At 56.5% G+C, this 16,029-nt stretch carries 12 protein-coding genes, 2 pseudogenes and 1 other annotated feature; of the genes and pseudogenes, 8 read left to right on the top strand and 6 right to left on the bottom strand.

All coding sequences use genetic code 11. From position 1 onward, the window contains the following. Window positions 1–501 precede the first annotated feature (501 nt). Window positions 502–951, top strand: a complete 450-nt coding sequence (locus ACQY1J_RS22810; protein ID WP_430252228.1) for a hypothetical protein — start codon at window positions 502–504, stop codon at window positions 949–951. Window positions 952–1,203: 252 nt separating this feature from the next. On the opposite strand, the gene ACQY1J_RS22805 is transcribed toward ACQY1J_RS22810, so the two are convergent. Both ACQY1J_RS22805 and ACQY1J_RS22800 read right to left on the bottom strand, forming a co-directional pair. After that, a complete protein-coding gene (locus ACQY1J_RS22805) occupies window positions 1,204–2,403 on the bottom strand; it encodes a diguanylate cyclase (RefSeq protein WP_430252226.1) in 1,200 nt (399 codons plus the stop codon). Window positions 2,404–3,620: 1,217 nt separating this feature from the next. Next, a complete protein-coding gene (locus tag ACQY1J_RS22800; protein ID WP_430252224.1) occupies window positions 3,621–5,228 on the bottom strand; it encodes a hypothetical protein in 1,608 nt (535 codons plus the stop codon). A gap of 381 nt (window positions 5,229–5,609) precedes the next feature. On the opposite strand from ACQY1J_RS22800, the gene ACQY1J_RS22795 reads away from it, so the two are divergent. After that, a protein-coding gene (locus tag ACQY1J_RS22795) for an IS3 family transposase (protein WP_430252222.1) occupies window positions 5,610–6,838 on the top strand; the annotation gives its coding sequence in 2 pieces (ribosomal slippage) (window positions 5,610–5,898 and window positions 5,898–6,838; 1,230 coding nt in all). Further along, window positions 5,891–6,007: a sequence feature (AL1L pseudoknot), on the top strand. Its footprint overlaps the gene before it by 117 nt. 99 nt (window positions 6,839–6,937) lie before the next feature. On the opposite strand, the gene ACQY1J_RS22790 is transcribed toward ACQY1J_RS22795, so the two are convergent. Beyond that, a complete protein-coding gene (locus tag ACQY1J_RS22790) occupies window positions 6,938–7,651 on the bottom strand; it encodes a Crp/Fnr family transcriptional regulator (RefSeq protein ID WP_430252220.1) in 714 nt (237 codons plus the stop codon). 555 nt (window positions 7,652–8,206) lie between these two features. Here ACQY1J_RS22790 and ACQY1J_RS22785 point away from each other — a divergent pair. Continuing rightward, on the top strand, window positions 8,207–8,458 hold the full coding sequence (locus ACQY1J_RS22785) for a DUF6894 family protein (protein WP_430252218.1): 252 nt from the start codon (window positions 8,207–8,209) through the stop codon (window positions 8,456–8,458). A gap of 115 nt (window positions 8,459–8,573) precedes the next feature. Here ACQY1J_RS22785 and ACQY1J_RS22780 read toward each other — a convergent pair whose 3' ends face one another. Continuing rightward, window positions 8,574–9,293 (bottom strand): Crp/Fnr family transcriptional regulator, encoded by a 720-nt coding sequence (locus ACQY1J_RS22780; protein ID WP_430252216.1) that lies wholly within the window; start codon window positions 9,291–9,293, stop codon window positions 8,574–8,576. Window positions 9,294–9,706: 413 nt separating this feature from the next. Between ACQY1J_RS22780 and ACQY1J_RS22775 the strand changes: the two genes are divergently transcribed. The 5 genes and pseudogenes from ACQY1J_RS22775 (at window position 9,707) to ACQY1J_RS22755 (ending at window position 13,637) form a co-directional block, all read left to right on the top strand. After that, the gene (locus ACQY1J_RS22775) at window positions 9,707–10,567 is read left to right on the top strand and encodes a manganese catalase family protein (protein ID WP_430252473.1); all 861 of its coding nucleotides are present in this window, start codon (window positions 9,707–9,709) and stop codon (window positions 10,565–10,567) included. A 159-nt stretch (window positions 10,568–10,726) separates the two neighbouring features. Next, window positions 10,727–10,932, top strand: a pseudogene (locus tag ACQY1J_RS22770) (NADPH-dependent oxidoreductase); the annotation flags it as partial. 767 nt (window positions 10,933–11,699) lie between these two features. Then, entirely contained in the window at window positions 11,700–12,251 is a 552-nt protein-coding gene (locus ACQY1J_RS22765; RefSeq protein ID WP_430252214.1) for a nutrient deprivation-induced protein, read from the top strand. Continuing rightward, window positions 12,244–12,660 (top strand): phage holin family protein, encoded by a 417-nt coding sequence (locus ACQY1J_RS22760; protein ID WP_430252212.1) that lies wholly within the window; start codon window positions 12,244–12,246, stop codon window positions 12,658–12,660. The genes ACQY1J_RS22765 and ACQY1J_RS22760 overlap by 8 nt, the downstream gene beginning before the upstream one ends. Next, window positions 12,660–13,637 carry a DUF3618 domain-containing protein gene (locus ACQY1J_RS22755; RefSeq protein ID WP_430252210.1) on the top strand — a complete coding sequence of 326 codons (978 nt, stop codon included), beginning with the start codon at window positions 12,660–12,662 and terminating at the stop codon, window positions 13,635–13,637. Before ACQY1J_RS22760 ends, ACQY1J_RS22755 begins: the two co-directional genes overlap by 1 nt. A gap of 184 nt (window positions 13,638–13,821) precedes the next feature. Here ACQY1J_RS22755 and ACQY1J_RS22750 read toward each other — a convergent pair. Continuing rightward, a pseudogene (locus tag ACQY1J_RS22750) lies at window positions 13,822–14,738 on the bottom strand (methyl-accepting chemotaxis protein); the annotation flags it as partial. A 936-nt stretch (window positions 14,739–15,674) separates the two neighbouring features. Further along, on the bottom strand, window positions 15,675–15,845 hold the full coding sequence (locus ACQY1J_RS22745; protein WP_430252208.1) for a hypothetical protein: 171 nt from the start codon (window positions 15,843–15,845) through the stop codon (window positions 15,675–15,677). Window positions 15,846–16,029 lie beyond the last annotated feature (184 nt).

The following is a 16,029-nucleotide window of genomic DNA, read 5'->3' as shown; positions in this document are numbered from 1 at the left end:
TCCTACGCTCGCCATCGGATTTCATTCGGGCTGGCGGCCGGAGGTCTAGCGTAGCGGACTGCACTCTCGGGTGCGCGCTAGACCTCTGTGCCGGGGCTAGATCTAGCCTATGGCATAGTAAGCCGGCGCCCGGTACGGTTCTCTCACCGTGGCGTTCCCCTCAATGCATCCACGGTAGAGGCTCGGCGTCGGTAGTCGCTTCCCTTCCACAGGCTCCGGGCCTCACGTTTTATCATTAATTATCAACAGTTGCTCACGTTGCAACCGAATGCTTACTAAGCATCAACTGCCTTCCGAGGGACGGGGGTAGTTCCGGAGAGCCGGTCGCGCCGCCGCAACATCGGCTCTCCTACAGCATTCATTCGCATCTGTTCGCATCCTACCGGCAAAGGTCCGGGACGATACTCACTAGTGTCAGCCTTAAGCTATTGGTCTCCTACCTCTCCACCCCATGCCGAGCTGACGCCAAATGCTTGGTACACGAGCGGGCCGGTCGACGCCGTGCAGCTTTGCCGCCAGATGCTCGACGGCATCGACACCCTCATCCGTCGCTGGATGTTCGACCCGAAGAAGAACCATCCACTGATGGATCTGTTCAACCAGATCATTGTCACCCAGATGACTGCAAGCGAGCATCCGTCCTCGATGGCCGGCCGCGCCGAGATCATCATCGACGCGCAGTATCTGCCGAGTGAGAAGGACGAGTTCGCCCTCGGTGGCCTTGTGAAGCGCGAGATCGAAGAACACGTCCGCAACGTCTGCCAGGCCGATCCTTATCTGCGCCAGCATCCCGCCCGTGTCGAATGGATCCTCGATGCGGATTGTACTGAGATCCCTGCCGACAGCCCGTTCGTGTCGATCTTCCAGCAGGCGGTGGAGACGGCCAACCTATTGCTCGCACTGCTCGTCCTCAAAAGGAAAGAGCAATCAAGAACTCCCAAGCGTGCTTGATGTAGTTCGCTGTTGCTATCTTTTACATTTTCAAGCGGAACCTAAAATGCGCGTTGGCCGGGGTTGCCAGGGCGGCGCATCGGAGATTTTTAGCCATGACAGTCGCGCAGATGGTCGGCGCTCTACCGTTGTCGCGAGCCGCGGGCAATTCCGCCATCCTTCGCCACGATCAACTGCTCGTGCAAATCGCCTGACAGTGCTGATGCGATGGTGCTCTCGTTCGAAAGCGCGACACCGAACTAGAACGCGCCTTCACCGCGACCCGCGACTCAAAGTGCGAGGGAGCGGCTCGGGCCTCAGCGGAAATTCGTTTGGGCAGGCTGTCTCAACCCGGTTTCGTCCAAGGGCTTTTGCTCGGTACAGAGCACCATCGGCGCTCGCGAGCATTTCCGCGAGGTCATGGCAGTCCGGTGCCGCAAGACCAATACTGACGGTCGCCTGGGTCTTCAGGCCCTCTGCTCGCGCGGCTGTGATGGCGAACCGGCGTGCGATCACCGAGCCACGACTGAGAGCTTGATGATGGTTGCACCGTGGCAGGAGTGCGGCGAATTCCTCACCACCCAGCCGGACAAGAAGCGCGTCGGGTCCCGCTTCTTCGCGGGCGGTCTCTGCGAACAACTTGAGAATCTGATCTCCGACTGGATGGCCGTGACGGTCGTTGATCGCCTTGAAGTGGTCGAGGTCGAAGGCAAGCAGGGAGACGGGGTGGCCTTGCCGCTCCCTGATGATCCGAGCTGCCTGCTCAAAAAAGGCGTGGCGGTTCGCAAGCCCGGTCAACTGATCGGTTTGCGACAGGCGGAGCAGGTGCTGCTTCTCCTCCTCTCGAACGATCATCAGAAAGGACATCGGCATCGCTACAGAATACAAGACGGCCTCGTACATCGTCGCCTTTCCGATGGTGGAGAGAACATCTGGCCCGTACTGCTGGAGGAGGATAGGGGCGATGAACGCGCGGCCGAGGTAGAACACGGCATGGACGGCCGAGATCGCTACTGCGATCGGACGTGAGCGCAGTCCCTGAACCGTGCGGCTGCGCAGAACTATCCACGCTGTCAGGCCGCAGGTCAGCGCGATGGGGAGAGACGAAACATGGTTCCAGAAGGCGGCCGGGAAGTGCGTGCCAGCGATCGCCCAGGCGAGGGCCAGGAAGCTTAGCGCTCCAGCAGACGACCAGACATATCGGTGACCGTCGAGGGCGGCGATGGCGTTTAGGACCAAAAGGTAGCCCAACATCATCAGGATGTTCGTCGCCCCCATGCCGAGCGCGACCGGAATGTGGCTGCGGTTCATTGCAAGTGCGCAGCCGAGAACGAACGCGAAGAGAGCCGCGGCCATAACATCGAGCACGCGTGCGCGACCTGGATAAGCCTGCCTTTCCCAAAGGAGAAGCGAAGCTGACACCAGCAGCGTTCCGATTGTTAAGTACCAGAGAGTTTGTAAATCGATCTGCATTGCTCTGCCTGCCTCGAGTCAAAGCCTACCGGGAGGTGTTTGAATGATTCTTTACGTAGCCTCCTATGCCGCCGACATGGTTGGCGTAACGTTAAGCGTGGAGTTCAATGCCGGCATTCATGGATAGGGTTTATTTCCGATGTCATAAGACTTGTCAGCGGATCGAATGTGACGATCGCATCTTCAGCCGCCGCGAGACCTGCACCTAGTGCCAAGTGATATCGTTTTCAGTACAGAAGACATCATCGGTTTGCATCCAGCCGAGAGCGCCATTGAAGCTGCCCGGTATAAAACCAGTATGTCTTTCGTCATTCTCAACCGCCTGCACCAAGGGGGCCGAGCGAAGCATGATCTCGCTGGGCGGCGCGTTCGCTGCCGCTCGGCGCCCGTGTGGCAAGACCCAACTCTGTTGCGCACCGCAGTAAAGTCTGTGTCGTGTTTCTGTGAACAGTGGCAGCCTAGTCAGTCTGGCGAGAACGAGCCAACGACGAAGTGGTAGCGCTCATCATACTTCCACGAACACTTGCCAACCGACCAACCTCACAATAGCTTACGTTATGCGCGGTAGAATTCCCTCTGATGTTCTTCTCCGGCCTGAAGACCTGGCTCTGCTCGAAAGAGTATTTGCGCAGGCAGTGCCGATACACGACACGCATCCCGACGAGCTCGCAATGCTGCTTTTCCGCTTGTTCCAAGAAGGAATGCGAGACGAGAAGAAACTGCTGGCAGCTGCCGAAGCGTGGTTCCTGTAAGCCAACCAAGCGCCCTTCGACCCGATCGAGAGCGAGGAGGTCGCAGATGCGTCTCTGTTACCTTCGCAAGCGGAAAGATCGAACAGTACAATCCGGTCGTCATTGCGGAGGGCGTAGGTTCATCGTCCCGCGAACTTGTATTCCCTCGACAGGCTGACACAGCGTTCCTCCACCAATAAGCTGATGAAACGTCTAAGGAATCCTAGTGATTTGACCTCTAATGACCGGGTCGTAGGTTCTGGTCCCATCAAGGTGAGCCAAAGAAATCTTTTTCCTTGTCCGGACCGAAAAAACAGTGGTGAATAGTAGAAACTTTAAACCATGAGAAAAGTCCGATATCGCTATGGCGGAGCGGTAAAAGGCCGCGCCAAGTAGGCGACAGGTCGCCAAAAGGTTTTAACATTGAGTCGAAAAAGGCAGTTATACTCCGCATTTAGTGAGTGCTGTCACCGTCTTCCGATTTCCTCACTTCTCGGCAGGGAGCGCTGTTGAGAGCTCCCAAACATGGGGGACAGAGGTCACCAGGTCCTTGAGGTCCTTCGGGTTTTTTGCTCCTTCGACTTCCTTCTTCCCGAGCACTGCGGCAGTTGCGAAGGCTACCATCCTTTGTCCTGCGAACTTCATGTTTTCCGGATTCTGCGTTTGCAGGATATGGGGCCCAAGAAAAACGCTGATATCTTTTAGTCCCTTGGCACGCTTATAGGTGTCGAGCGATCCTTCCAGGCCCTCGACGTAGTCCCAAGTGCCTTTGATAATCTGCAGCCCCGGCCATTTGTCCACGTTCGCTGGCACCACCGAGTCGACATAGTAGGTGGTGTTGAAGTCAACGCGGAGCGCGCCTTCGACGGCATCATGCCCGGCTAAGCGAAAGCCTGGACCTGCCGAATTGGGGCCGTAGAGGATTGCACCCTTGACGTTGGAAAGGCCGATAGGCTTGGCGCAGTTGGGTTCCGCGACGTCATAGTTGCAATTTTCGACAAAATTCTTGTGCATGAACCACTGAGTGGCGTAGGAGCCGCGCGAGTAGCCGCCAACAACAACGGGCATGTCGCGAAAAGATGCTCCATCGCGCAAAATCTTCGCCGCTTCGCCGCCTTGTGAGAGCTTGCCATCTGGCCCAAGCACCCGCAAACCAGCGCCGGTCTCAAGCTGCTCCAGTTCTCGGAACATGTCATTGGCCTGCTCGGCGGTGTTGAAACCGTTTCGACCACCAGATATCCCATTTCCGCGGCGATCAGTGATGAGAATGTCAAAACCCGCCATGTTCAAATCTGATAGGAAGCCGCGCCAATGACGAATGCCGGGCTCCTCGGTTAGCTCGTCGCTCTTGGCAGGGCTGTAGTCTCCGGTTGTCACGTCGACGGTAAATGGCGCGGTCTTCGTATTGTCGATCGCGGTAAATTCGCTGCCGCCGCCATTGTTCATGATAACAAGGCCGCGGATCTTCTGGCCATCATCGGCGGTCACGCCGTCAGCCCGGATATACCAGCCACGCAGCTTGATGTCGCCAGTGAGCTTTAGATGTCGTTGTTCATAGCTATCGCGCAGCACAGTGAATTCGACAATGCTGGTTCGCTTGTCCGCATTGGCGATGGCTTCGCTGTAAGGCGCTTGTCCGAAATAGGACGGTCGACGAACACTCGCAAGATCGACCATGCCGTCGAAATCAATCGCGCCTTTCTTATCGACCTTTCCCGTATCGCGTGGCTCGAACTTGGCAAAACCTTTCGCTGCGGCAAGCGTTTTTTCGGCACAAGCCGGATCGGTTTTGCAGGCCACCCACTTTTCGCGAACGCGAGCGTCAGAGAAATCTTTGATATAGAAATCGTCAGGCGAGACGCCGAGCGCTAGAAGCTGGTTTGTGGGCGTGAAGGGGAGGCATACTTTTTTTCCGTCCCAGTCAGCGACATAGCCTGGAAGCTCGCCGTTGCGGTCGACGTTCACCCGAGCGCTACATTCGGGTGTCGGAGTATCCCTGTTGACGATCGGCTCGCCGGCAGTTTGCGCAATAGCGCATGAGCCGCTTAGTGCAACAAGGATCGATGTAGCCGATAAAAGGCTTGAACGCAGCATAATTTTTTTTCCCCGCCAGATACGCCTGCACGAATGTCGTCTATGTCTTCTGATCTAGTGGCCAATCAGCAATTGACCAGTAACGGCATTGATTTGAAACAACGTGCGGCTTGGCAAAAAAGTGGAACTGCGAGGAGCGCGTAAGGATGGCAGGTTAGGTGGCGGGAGCTCGTGGCACGCCGCGGACCTTCGACAATGCATTGAAGGTGCTGAGCTCGACTGTTCAGACCACCGCCTGATGAAGCCGAGAATGAGCGCCTCGGATCCTCTTCGATGAAAGTGGGACCATATCTGGACGGCCCTGCTGCCTTGCGTCGGCTGCGCGAAGTGAACCGCGCCGGGTTTGCCGGAGGCTCCAACTTCTGAGAAAGTGGAGCCACTATGAGCAAGACAACGAACAAGTTTTCACCTGAAGTCCGTCAACGCGCCATTCGTATGGTGTTGGATCACGAAGCCGAGCACCCTTCGCGGTGGGCTGCTGTTTCATCTATTGCGGCCAAGATCGGTTGCTCGCCAGCCACGCTGCACGAATGGGTCAAGAAGACCGAGGTCGACAGTGGTAAGCGAGCAGGCCTGCCGAGCGATGTCGCCGAGAAGATGAAGGCTTTGGAGCGGGAGAACCGCGAGCTTCGTCAAGCCAATGAGATTTTGCGCAAGGCATCTGCTTATTTTGCGATGGCGGAGCTCGACCGCCCCTTCAAACGATGATCTCGTTCATTGACGAACACCGTGGGGTGTTCGGGGTCGAGCCGATCTGCAGGCTTTTGCCGATTGCCCAGTCAACCTACTTCGAGAACGTCGCCAAGCGTCTGGACGTGGATCGCCTGTCGGTCCGAGCCCGCAGCGATATCGGCCTAAAGATCGAGATACGCCGGGTGTTCAATGAGAACTTCCAGGTCTATGGCGTGCGCAAGGTCTGGCGGCAGTTGCAGCGGGAGGGCTTCGACATCGCCCGCTGCACTGTTGCTCGGCTTATGAGGGCAATGGGGCTGCAGGGCATCATCCGTGGCAAGCCGATCCGAACGACGATCAGCGACAAGGCCGCCCCATGCCCACTCGACCGCGTAAACCGGCAGTTCTTTGCTCCCGCGCCGAACATGCTGTGGTTATCCGATTTCACCTACGTGGCGACTTGGCAGGGCTTCGTCTACGTGGCCTTCGTCATCGATGCCTTTGCACGCCGCATTGTCGGTTGGCGGGCAAGCCGGACCGCACATGCGGGCTTCGTCCTCGATGCCTTGGACCAGGCGCTTCATGATCGGCGGCCCGTCCATCACGGTGGGCTAATCCACCATTCCGATAGGGGCGTGCAATACGTGTCCATTCGCTATTCCGAGCGACTGGCGGAAGCGGGCATCGAGCCCTCCGTCGGAAGCGTTGGCGACAGCTATGACAATGCTCTCGCTGAAACGATCAACGGTCTTTACAAGGCAGAGGTCATCCATCGGCGAGGACCATGGCGCAACTTCGAAGCTGTGGAGTTCGCCACACTCGAATGGGTCGATTGGTTCAACAACCGCCGTCTTCTGGAGCCCATAGGCAACATACCGCCAGCCGAAGCCGAGGAGCACTATTACGCCAGCCTGGACGCACCAGCCATGGCCGCATAACTTAAACGAAATGGCCTCCGGCAAACCCGGCGCGGTTCAACGCCCATATTTGCAGTCGATTTAGGAGCAGACCGAGGCGTATCTGCTTCGATCCGATCTTCATCGGCTTCCGATCAGGCGGTCATATTCTTTCTCAGGGGACCCATAACAGCCACCCGCGATCTCTTCAAGCTTGGCCCGGTCGCGGATCAGGATACGCCCTCGGGTGGCCTTAATGGCACGCATCCCTTCGAGAATATGCAGATTATCTGTTACGCCAGAGCGCCGCACGCCTAACATGAGTGACAGAAATTCATGAGTGAGCGCCATATCGTCATCACGAATTCGATCATGGCACATAAGCAGCCAGCGCGATAAGCGCTCCACCATATTGTACCTACCATTAGCCAATGCGGAATGGGCGAGTTGTAACTCACAAATGTGGATATAATGCAAAAACAAGTCACGAGATCTGGCGTCTTCGTCGATCAAGCGGTGCAAAGCTTGCACAGGGACTTTGATCGCATATCCCTCGATCTGGATGAAGGTTCGGTTAGGCGTGGTTTCAAGCCTCAGCAGTCGATGCGTCCCGGATAAACCTTCCCAGCCAACATGCCCAACCTCAATAGCTTCGTCATCGATGGTTCTCGCGACGACCGATGCAAGTCCGCTTTCTAGAAAAAATACGTGGTCGGTCGGTTGATCACTTTCTACCAGGACGGTCCTCTGAGGCAGCTCAATTCGCTCCATACCGGACTGGAGCATATCAAAAGCTTCTGGATCGAGTGCTCGAAGGAGCCTGTTGTGAATGTCGGTTCTTACTATCATCGTCATGTCGGTCTCCAACGGGGAGGAGCCCGCACTCAAAGCATCGTGTGGATCGGAGGATACCAATAGACTATGGCTTAGATCGGCAGACTACTCCAGTGCAATGAACGAACTGTACGATTTTGACAAGTACCCGCAACAGGGGCTGCGAACTCGTCAGCCTCTGTGTCAGCGCCGGACGCACTCCACGCTTCTGTTTCGCTACGGCAGTTGATGCAATATTCTTTTCGAAACTCCTCGACACGGATGATATCGAATTCGTCCCAATGTAATGACGATGCTGCGGGTGTGCGGAACTTGTTGTCTAAAAAGCTGGAAAGTGCGTATTGCGCGGATGCGGATTCGCGTCTCTTAAGTCAGATAATTTCTACGCGCCAGTCGCTACAAGAGCAACCCTTTAACCTTGACGCGCTGGCACGTGCAACGCTGGTCTGCTCTCCTAAAAGTAACGCAGAGAGTCCTGCTAATTGGGTGGTTAGAAGCATCGCGTTCCGGAGCTCGTTGAAGGGTTACGGCGGCTATGATTGCGGCTGGAACTTTGGTGGTGCAGGATGATTGGACATGCTGGAGGTGCTGATGCCCCGCTATTTCTTCGACCTCGTTGGTCAGCAAACCGTAACGGACATTGAAGGCTCTGAACTCGCTTCTATCGATGAAGCACGATTGGAGGCGATGAAAGATGCGCGCGCCATTATGAGCGACGCAGTCAGAGCAGGATATGATGTGACGGGGCGCCGTGTCGAAATCCGGGACGAAGCAGGAGAACTGCTGGCGGTCGTCCCGTTTGCGGACGCACTTTCCAAGCGGCTTTAAACTCCTTCAATCGTAGTATCTGACAGCGGTTTTCATAACTCGAGGCGGGCAACACATTCATTCCCTCGCTTACCTGTCACGGTTAGTTCGATCCAAGAAAGGCCTGAAACAATTATTAAAAACCCAGTCGCTGGCCTATTAGGCGCTCATATTCTCTTTCGGCAACGCCGTAGCAACCGCCAGCAATGTCTTCCAATTTGCTACGATTGAGGATGCGGATATTTCCCCGCGTCGATCTGATCGCTCCAATCCCTTCCAAGAGATGTAACTGGTCCGTAATGCCGGATCGCCGTACACCGAGCATGATTGACAGGAACTGATGCGTTAGACCGAGGTCATCGCCGAGGCGGTCCTGGCACATCAGCAGCCACCGTGCCAATCGCTCGTAGATGCTGTACCGAGCATTAGCGAGGGCCGTGTAAGTCAACTGTATATTGCATGAGTGAATGTATCTCAGAATTAAAGCCCTGAACTCTGGAATGCTTTCGAGAGCGGACGTGACGACTGAAACGGGAACAAGATATCCTAGTCCTTCGCCCTGCATAAAGGTTTTGGACGGTGATTGTGTCGCATGAAGTGCAGTATGCAATCCAGTCGCGCCCTCAAAACCTATATGCCCGACTTCTACCATTTCATCCTCTGCCGTGATGGCAACAACTGAAGCTAGCCCTCGCTCGAGAAAACAGATCGTCTGGTTGGGCTCGTCCTGTTCAACAAGTGTCAGTCTGAGCGGAAGTTCGATTGCTTGCATATAAGGTGCAATCGTTGCAAACGCCTCGGGACTAGCAGCGCGAAGTAGAAGATTGCGCATTTTCTCCTGAGAAGGCAGGTTCATATCTCCTCCAAAGGAAGAGCCGGGGCTCGTTGTTCCAAAACTTGATCAACGGCTTATGATGCAGGCTTCACGTAATTTCCAGAAGCTGTTTTGGTTTGTACGTTTTCAGACAGAAACCGCGCTTCGTGACCTTACGCCGTATTAGCAGCCCAGTTTGATCAGTGCTTTTGTTGATAAAACGCTACAAATGCTCGTTACGAAGCAAGCCCTAGTGGTAGTGAAGTAATTGCGTTTAGCGCTCAAATCACGACAGAGGCCCAAGGTAAAATCGCTGTAGCGGCTGCAAGGTGGTGGCGCGCTAGACATCACCGTATAAGAGGGTCTGTCGTCTGTCCGAAACCGTACAAGGCATAAGACTTCACGGACAGTGCAGGAACATCTCCGACGAGTTGTGGTTCCAAACCCGTTATCCGATCGGATTTCAGTCCCGTCTACAATATCCAGTTAAGGTCAACTCGCCAGACCCAATCTTTGCCCGCATGCTCCAGCAGGCCATCGGCGGCGTCGAAGGCGAAATCCGAGTTTGCATGCAATACTTCTTCCAGGCCTGGGGCGCTCGCGGTCCAACCACAAAATACCGTGACATGCTGCTTCATACGGCAACCGAAGAAATCGGCCACATCGAGATGCTTGCGACAGCTGTTGCGCTCAACCTCGACAAGGCCCCGGCAAGCCTTGCGGAAGCTGGTGCGGCCGACGGTATTGTTGGTGCCGTGATGGGCGGCGAGAACCCACGCCACGTGGTTGAGGGAATGCTCCATCGCCATATCCTGTCGACAGGCATGGCGGCCTTCCCAGGCAATTCCGAGGGGGTTCCTTTCGACATGTCCCACATCTACGCGAGCGGAAACCTCGCGGCCGACATGTATTGCAACGTGGCTGCCGAAAGCACGGGCCGCGTGCTTGCAACGCGGCTTTACAACGCTGCCCATGACGATGGCATGAAGGACATGCTGCACTTCATGATTGCACGCGACACGATGCATCAGCAGCAGTGGCTCGCAGTCATTGAGGAGCTTGGTGGCAACGAAGGTGCGCTTCCTATTCCAAACAGCTTCCCGCAGGAAAAGGAAGACCAGACGCACAACTACGATTTCTTCGCGACCGCGACGGATGGGTCCGTTCCTCCGCCGGCACGTTGGAATGAAGGTCCGTCGATGGACGGCAAGGGACAGTTCTCCGTCTTCCAGAACGTCCCGATGGGCGAAGAGCCCGTTCTTGGACCAGCGCGCCCAGACAGCGGTGCGCAGAAAGAACAGATCGGCAAGCACTAACGGGATAGCGGACATGGCAGCGCCCCTGCCAGGTCCGCACCAATACTCACACGTTGATTGGCGCGTTCGGACTTATCGCACCTCATGGTTCGATTTTTCTCTGCTCGGGCCTTAGTGCCGCAGGCTCCAAGTTGTTCACTCACTCAGTACGGAGGCGACATGTCACTGAAGGTAGTAGCCCTGAACGGCACCCTGAAGTCGTCATCATCGTCCCAACAGTCTTCCACCGGAAAACTTCTTCATATGATCAGCGACGAGGCAACGGAGACGATTGGCCGGCCATCCGCGCGAAGTTCCTCGCTGCCGACATCCTGATCGGCGGGACGCCGATATGGTTGGGGCAGCTGGGGAGCGTAGTAAAGCGGGAAAATAAGGACCGGCTAGGGGTCCCGTCCTTAAACCAGCTTCGGGTACGTCTAAAACCGTTCGAATGAAATCGTCGAGGCAAGGGGCGGGAACTGGAACTGAGGAGCTGGCTCCGCATTCCGTAGTGTTGAAAAAGCAGTCGCGCATGCCATACAAGGTCCTCATCATTGAGGATCAATCCCTCATAGCAGCTGCTGCCGAACAGGCCATTGCCGATCTTGGCTATGAAGTTGTAGTGCCGCAGCGAGCCGAAGTCACGCTTTGGACTATGTGGGCAAGGCAGATATCTCGCTTATAGACCTCAATTTCTTGGATAGTGCGAGCGGCTTGGACGTAGCAAAGGATTTTGCAAGAACCGGGATTTCATTGGTTATTGTAACAGACAATCCAACCTCTGTGCCATCGGATACAGAAGTTGCGATCGGCGTCCTGACGAAACCTGTGGACGACGGGTCGCTGTCCAGGACTTTTAAGTATTTGGTCTCCAGGATAGAGGGTCGGGCGATCCGCTACCCTCGCGAGCTCCATCTTCTAGAAGGTGCTCTGACCTCTGCAGATTAACGAGACGACGTCTATCGAGCAAGCGATTGTCTTTTTAGGCCGGAGTTTTGGCCGAAAGCTAGTTCTGCCGCATCTGGACCTAGATTGTCATGCAGGTCGAATGCCGCAAAGGCACCACCATACAACTCGATGCAGATATTGAGGAACAATCGGTTTTTTCTCTTGTTGAGGGGCCTCTGCAACCAGCGAACATCGGGAGATCGACATGATCGTTCACGGAGAAGAAGCATCCGCATCATCGGCTGAGGATCTGAAGCAGAAGATCAGCGACGACATGCAGTCCGTTTCGGACTTCGCCCGCAAGGAGGCTTCGACCGTTTCGGCCAAGGCAAAAGAAGCAGCGAGCGACCAGAAGAACATTCTTGCCGCAAAACTTGGCGGCATCGCAGAAGCCATGGAGAAAGTGGCTGGCGAACTCGAAAGCGGTGATAACCGCGACATCGGCAAGCTAACCCGCACTCTTGGCGATAATTTGCGCAGCGCTTCTGACCGGATCCAGGATCGCAGCATCGGTGAAATCGCCAACATGGCTGAGGACTATGGTCGCAAGCAGCCGCTTGCATTCCTTAGCATTGCGGCAATCGCTGGTCTCGCAGCCAGCCGTTTCCTCACGGCCAACGCGCCCAAGTCCGGCACAGTCAAGTCCGGCCCAGTGCAAAATTATGCGTCCGCAGGCCAGGCGCCAGCGCACAACACGCCATCGACCTATGTCGCCCCAACTAGCCTTGCTAACACGGAGGGCCGTGCCCGTGACTAATTCAACCGAAAACCGATCCCTCCCTGAACTGGTGACAGGCTTGGTTGGCGACATCTCCGGCCTTTTCCGCAAGGAAATTGAACTTGCGAAGACCGAAGCCTCGGAAAAGATGTCCCATGCGCTGACGGGCATCGAAGCCTTCACCGCAGGCATTGTTCTGGCAATCTGCGCTGTGGGCGTTCTCTTGGCCGCACTGGTGAAGGGGATCACCGCGCTGCTGGTCTCGCAAGGAATGACCGAACCGAACGCTGACGCTCTGTCATCCGTCGTCGTCGGCGTCGTTGTCGCCCTCATCGCCTGGGGCCTTGCTTCGCGCGGACTGAAAGCCCTGAAAGGGGAAAATCTCACGCTTGAGCGCACCTCTGCCTCGCTGCAGCGCGATGCCCAGATCGTAAAGGATAGAACCTGATGGCCCATATTTCAGACAATTCGCGATCTGCCGAAATCGAGCAGGAAATCGCCAAAGACCGCCAGCGCATCGAAGAGCGGCTCGACGCTATCCAGCAGCGTATGTCTCCAGGCCAGATGGTCGACGAGGCGCTCGCCTATGTGAAGTCGAGCGGCGGAGGCGAGTACGCGTCCAACTTCGGCGCAGCAGTTAAGAACAACCCCATTCCGCTCGCCCTGATCGGTGTCAGCCTCGCGTGGCTGATGGCTGGACCCAAGACCAACGGTGCCTCCTATGCAAAGAGTTCGGGAGAAAGCTACCCGCTTGCTCCGACCAAGGGTGAGCTGCGTCGCATCGGTCCGCCGGAAGCCGACGGAGACGTCAACTACAGCCATTTCAGCGACGCCGGCGGAAGCCGCTACAAGGCGCTGACGGATCAGACCGGACGCCGCGCCGGCCACTTCGTCGACGCCACGGGCAAAACCTTCCGCGGTTTCGCGGATGCCTCGGGTCGTCAGATCCACGACATTCGCGACGAGGCCGGCAACCTTTTTGACGAGGCCTCGGGTTGGGTATCGAGCACTTGGCAGAGCATCACCGGTTCTGCCAGCAAGGCTGGACAAGGGCTGTCGAGTGCAGGCAATAGCGCCAGCGAAATGGGCTCGCAGCTCAACGACGCTGTTCTGAAGCACTTCAAGGACCAGCCACTCGTCGGCGGGGCGATTGCCTTCGCGCTGGGGGCTGCAATCGGTGCCGCACTTCCGCATACCAGTGCGGAAGACGAAGCGATGGGTGAGACGTCGGACCGGTTGAAGGACAGCGTATCCTCCGAGGTCTCCAAGACGGCTGACAAGGTCGGCGATGCGGCATCTGAAGTCTATCAGAAAGCCGTAAATGTTGCCTCCGACGTTCATGACGTCGCTCGCGAGAAAATCGTCGGCGAAACCGGTTTGGCTGGCTCAGCCGAAACGTCGAAAAACTCCGCGGGCAGCATTTGATGTTGCCGGCCTGCCCGCTAATTTTGCCGGGCAGGCCGTGCTGGCTGGGACAGAACGAACACGCATTGAGAGCCAGTCGAAGCTCACGCTGTCGTATCGCAGGCCATAGCTGACTTGGATTTCATAATGGCCGCCGGAACGTTTAGGCAATTCCGCCGCCGCACCGATGCCTATCTACTGTGGATCAGAATTCCTCCCAGTTATCTGGCGCTGCGGTGGCTGTCGCTCCGCCTCGGTGGCTGAACGCATGCGCAAATTTGCCGACCATACTGCGAGCCGGTGACGCGACAGGTATAGAGCGACCAGAGTTGCGCATCAATGATGTCTTGTTCCTAAGCGCCGCGGTAGAGCTGGTGGCTTCGGATGCGCCGCCCGAGCCAAGCTGGAACTGGCTGATCAGTTCGCGCAGGCGGCCGGAGTCGCAAGCGTCGCACCCGCGGCATTTGCTTCTTCGACCATAGCGGCATTCTGCTGGGTAACCTGGTCCATCTGATTGACGGCCGTGTTGACCTCCGCCAATCCGACAGACTGTTCCTTTGACGAGGTGGCGATGGAGTCCATGTGTTGGTTGATCGTGACGATATGGGCCTCAATCCTACCCAACGCTTCGCCGGTGTCCTTGACCAGCTTAACACCCGTGCCGACCTCGACCGAAGACTTGCTGATCAGACCTTTAATCTCTTTCGCAGCCTTGGCCGATCGCTGGGCGAGCTCGCGCACTTCTTGCGCGACGACGGCAAAGCCCTTGCCAGCTTCTCCAGCGCGTGCCGCCTCGACGCCAGCGTTCAGAGCGAGAAGGTTTGTCTGGTAGGCAATGTCGTCGATGACGCCGATGATGTTGGAAATCTGACCAGAAGATTGTTCTATACGACCCATTGCCTGCACGGCATTTGAAACGACTTCACCCGAGTGACGAGCGCTCTGGTTGGCCTGGATAGCAATCACACGAGCTTCCTCCGCCCGTTTGGAAGAGTTCGTGACATTTACAGTGATCTGGTCAAGCGCAGCTGCCGTCTCCTCCAAAGAGGCCGCCTGCTGCTCAGTGCGCTTCGACAGATCATCGGCGCTGTTACTAACTTCGCGTGACCCGCTGTCGATCGAATCGCTTAACGCCTCATCAACCGAATGCGAGCATGAGGTACGTGCTTCAAGTTGTGAGAGACGAGAAGTGGACGGCAAGCTCGCTTCTTTCAACCGTAGGGAGCCTGCCGCGCTCGTCGACACATGCGCCAGCGGCCGTTGAGTAGACTTTTGGTAAAAATGGCCTATGCTGGCCTCATCGTCCGCAACCGAAGAAATAGGCGCTGGCGACTGAGAGTTCATACGTGCTCCCGCCTGCATAAGGAGGGATACGACTTGGTTCGTCTTCTCAATCACTATTTGAGCACTGTATTGGAAGACCGCGCTACGCTTTACAGTGGTGTGCCCGCTGTACGTGCGGATCTGGTGAGGCGTACGCTTCTCGCGGCTCATGAAATTGACCTCGGCCTGACGTCGGACATCGAGGAAGATATCGTGCGATTGATGGACCGGGTCTCTCTCGCTGACGAACGAACTGATGGCACGGCAAGCCGTCGCTAACGCACTTTCCAGAGTTGGGATCCGCTTAGCAGCCATTGTCTAAGCCCTCCGTGGCAGCGAGGCCCCGTATCACGGCGTCCATCTGCCAAGTGGTCAGGTCGCGGTCTCCTTTGGAGCCTTCCGTCATTCTCGATCGAAGAGCGCACGCATGACGCGTCCCCGCAGGCCTTCGGACGCCGCCACATGCGGCTAGGGTGACGGGTGGGACTGCTATCGGTCGCGGCGCTGGTTTCTTCGATCCTGCTTACGACAGCTGTCCTAATCCATGCCGCCTTCCCCGCTTATCCCGTGACGAGGATCTCGCTCGCTATCTCTCCGTCGCGAGGCGAGGGCACTGCGATATCAATAGCTCGTACAGCGTCGCAAGGATCATCCTGACCTGTTCGGAATCGGTTCTGTAGTAGATGGTGTGCCCATCGCGTCGCGTCTGAACCAGCTCCGCGTTCTTCAGTATAGTCAACTGCTGTGACAGCGCTGCCCCATGCCCAACATGACCGCCAGCTTGCCGACCGACGTTTCGTTTTTGCTGACGATATCGATTATGAGCTTACGCTTTCTGTTGCCCATGGCGGTCAGGAGGCATGCGGCCATGGCGATCTCCGCCTCTGAAAGCTTCGTCGTATGCAATTTGGTCTCTCCTGGCGCACGACGATATTTTTCAGTTGGGATTCAGGTCTGCCGTTGATGTTGCTGAATTGGTCGTCGTCTTCGACGTCCGCCATATCGAAAGTCAGGTGTTGCGATACGACTTGTGAAACTTGCGACACCATCCCGCTCTCGTTGTGGCGGGAGAACAGAAGCGAGCGGATTT

Source organism: Neorhizobium sp. DAR64860/K0K1, from assembly GCF_050500205.1.
GTDB classification, from domain to species: domain Bacteria; phylum Pseudomonadota; class Alphaproteobacteria; order Rhizobiales; family Rhizobiaceae; genus Neorhizobium; species Neorhizobium soli.
The sequence above is the reverse complement of the archived record's forward strand: the minus strand, read 5'-3'. Positions and strand labels throughout refer to the sequence as shown.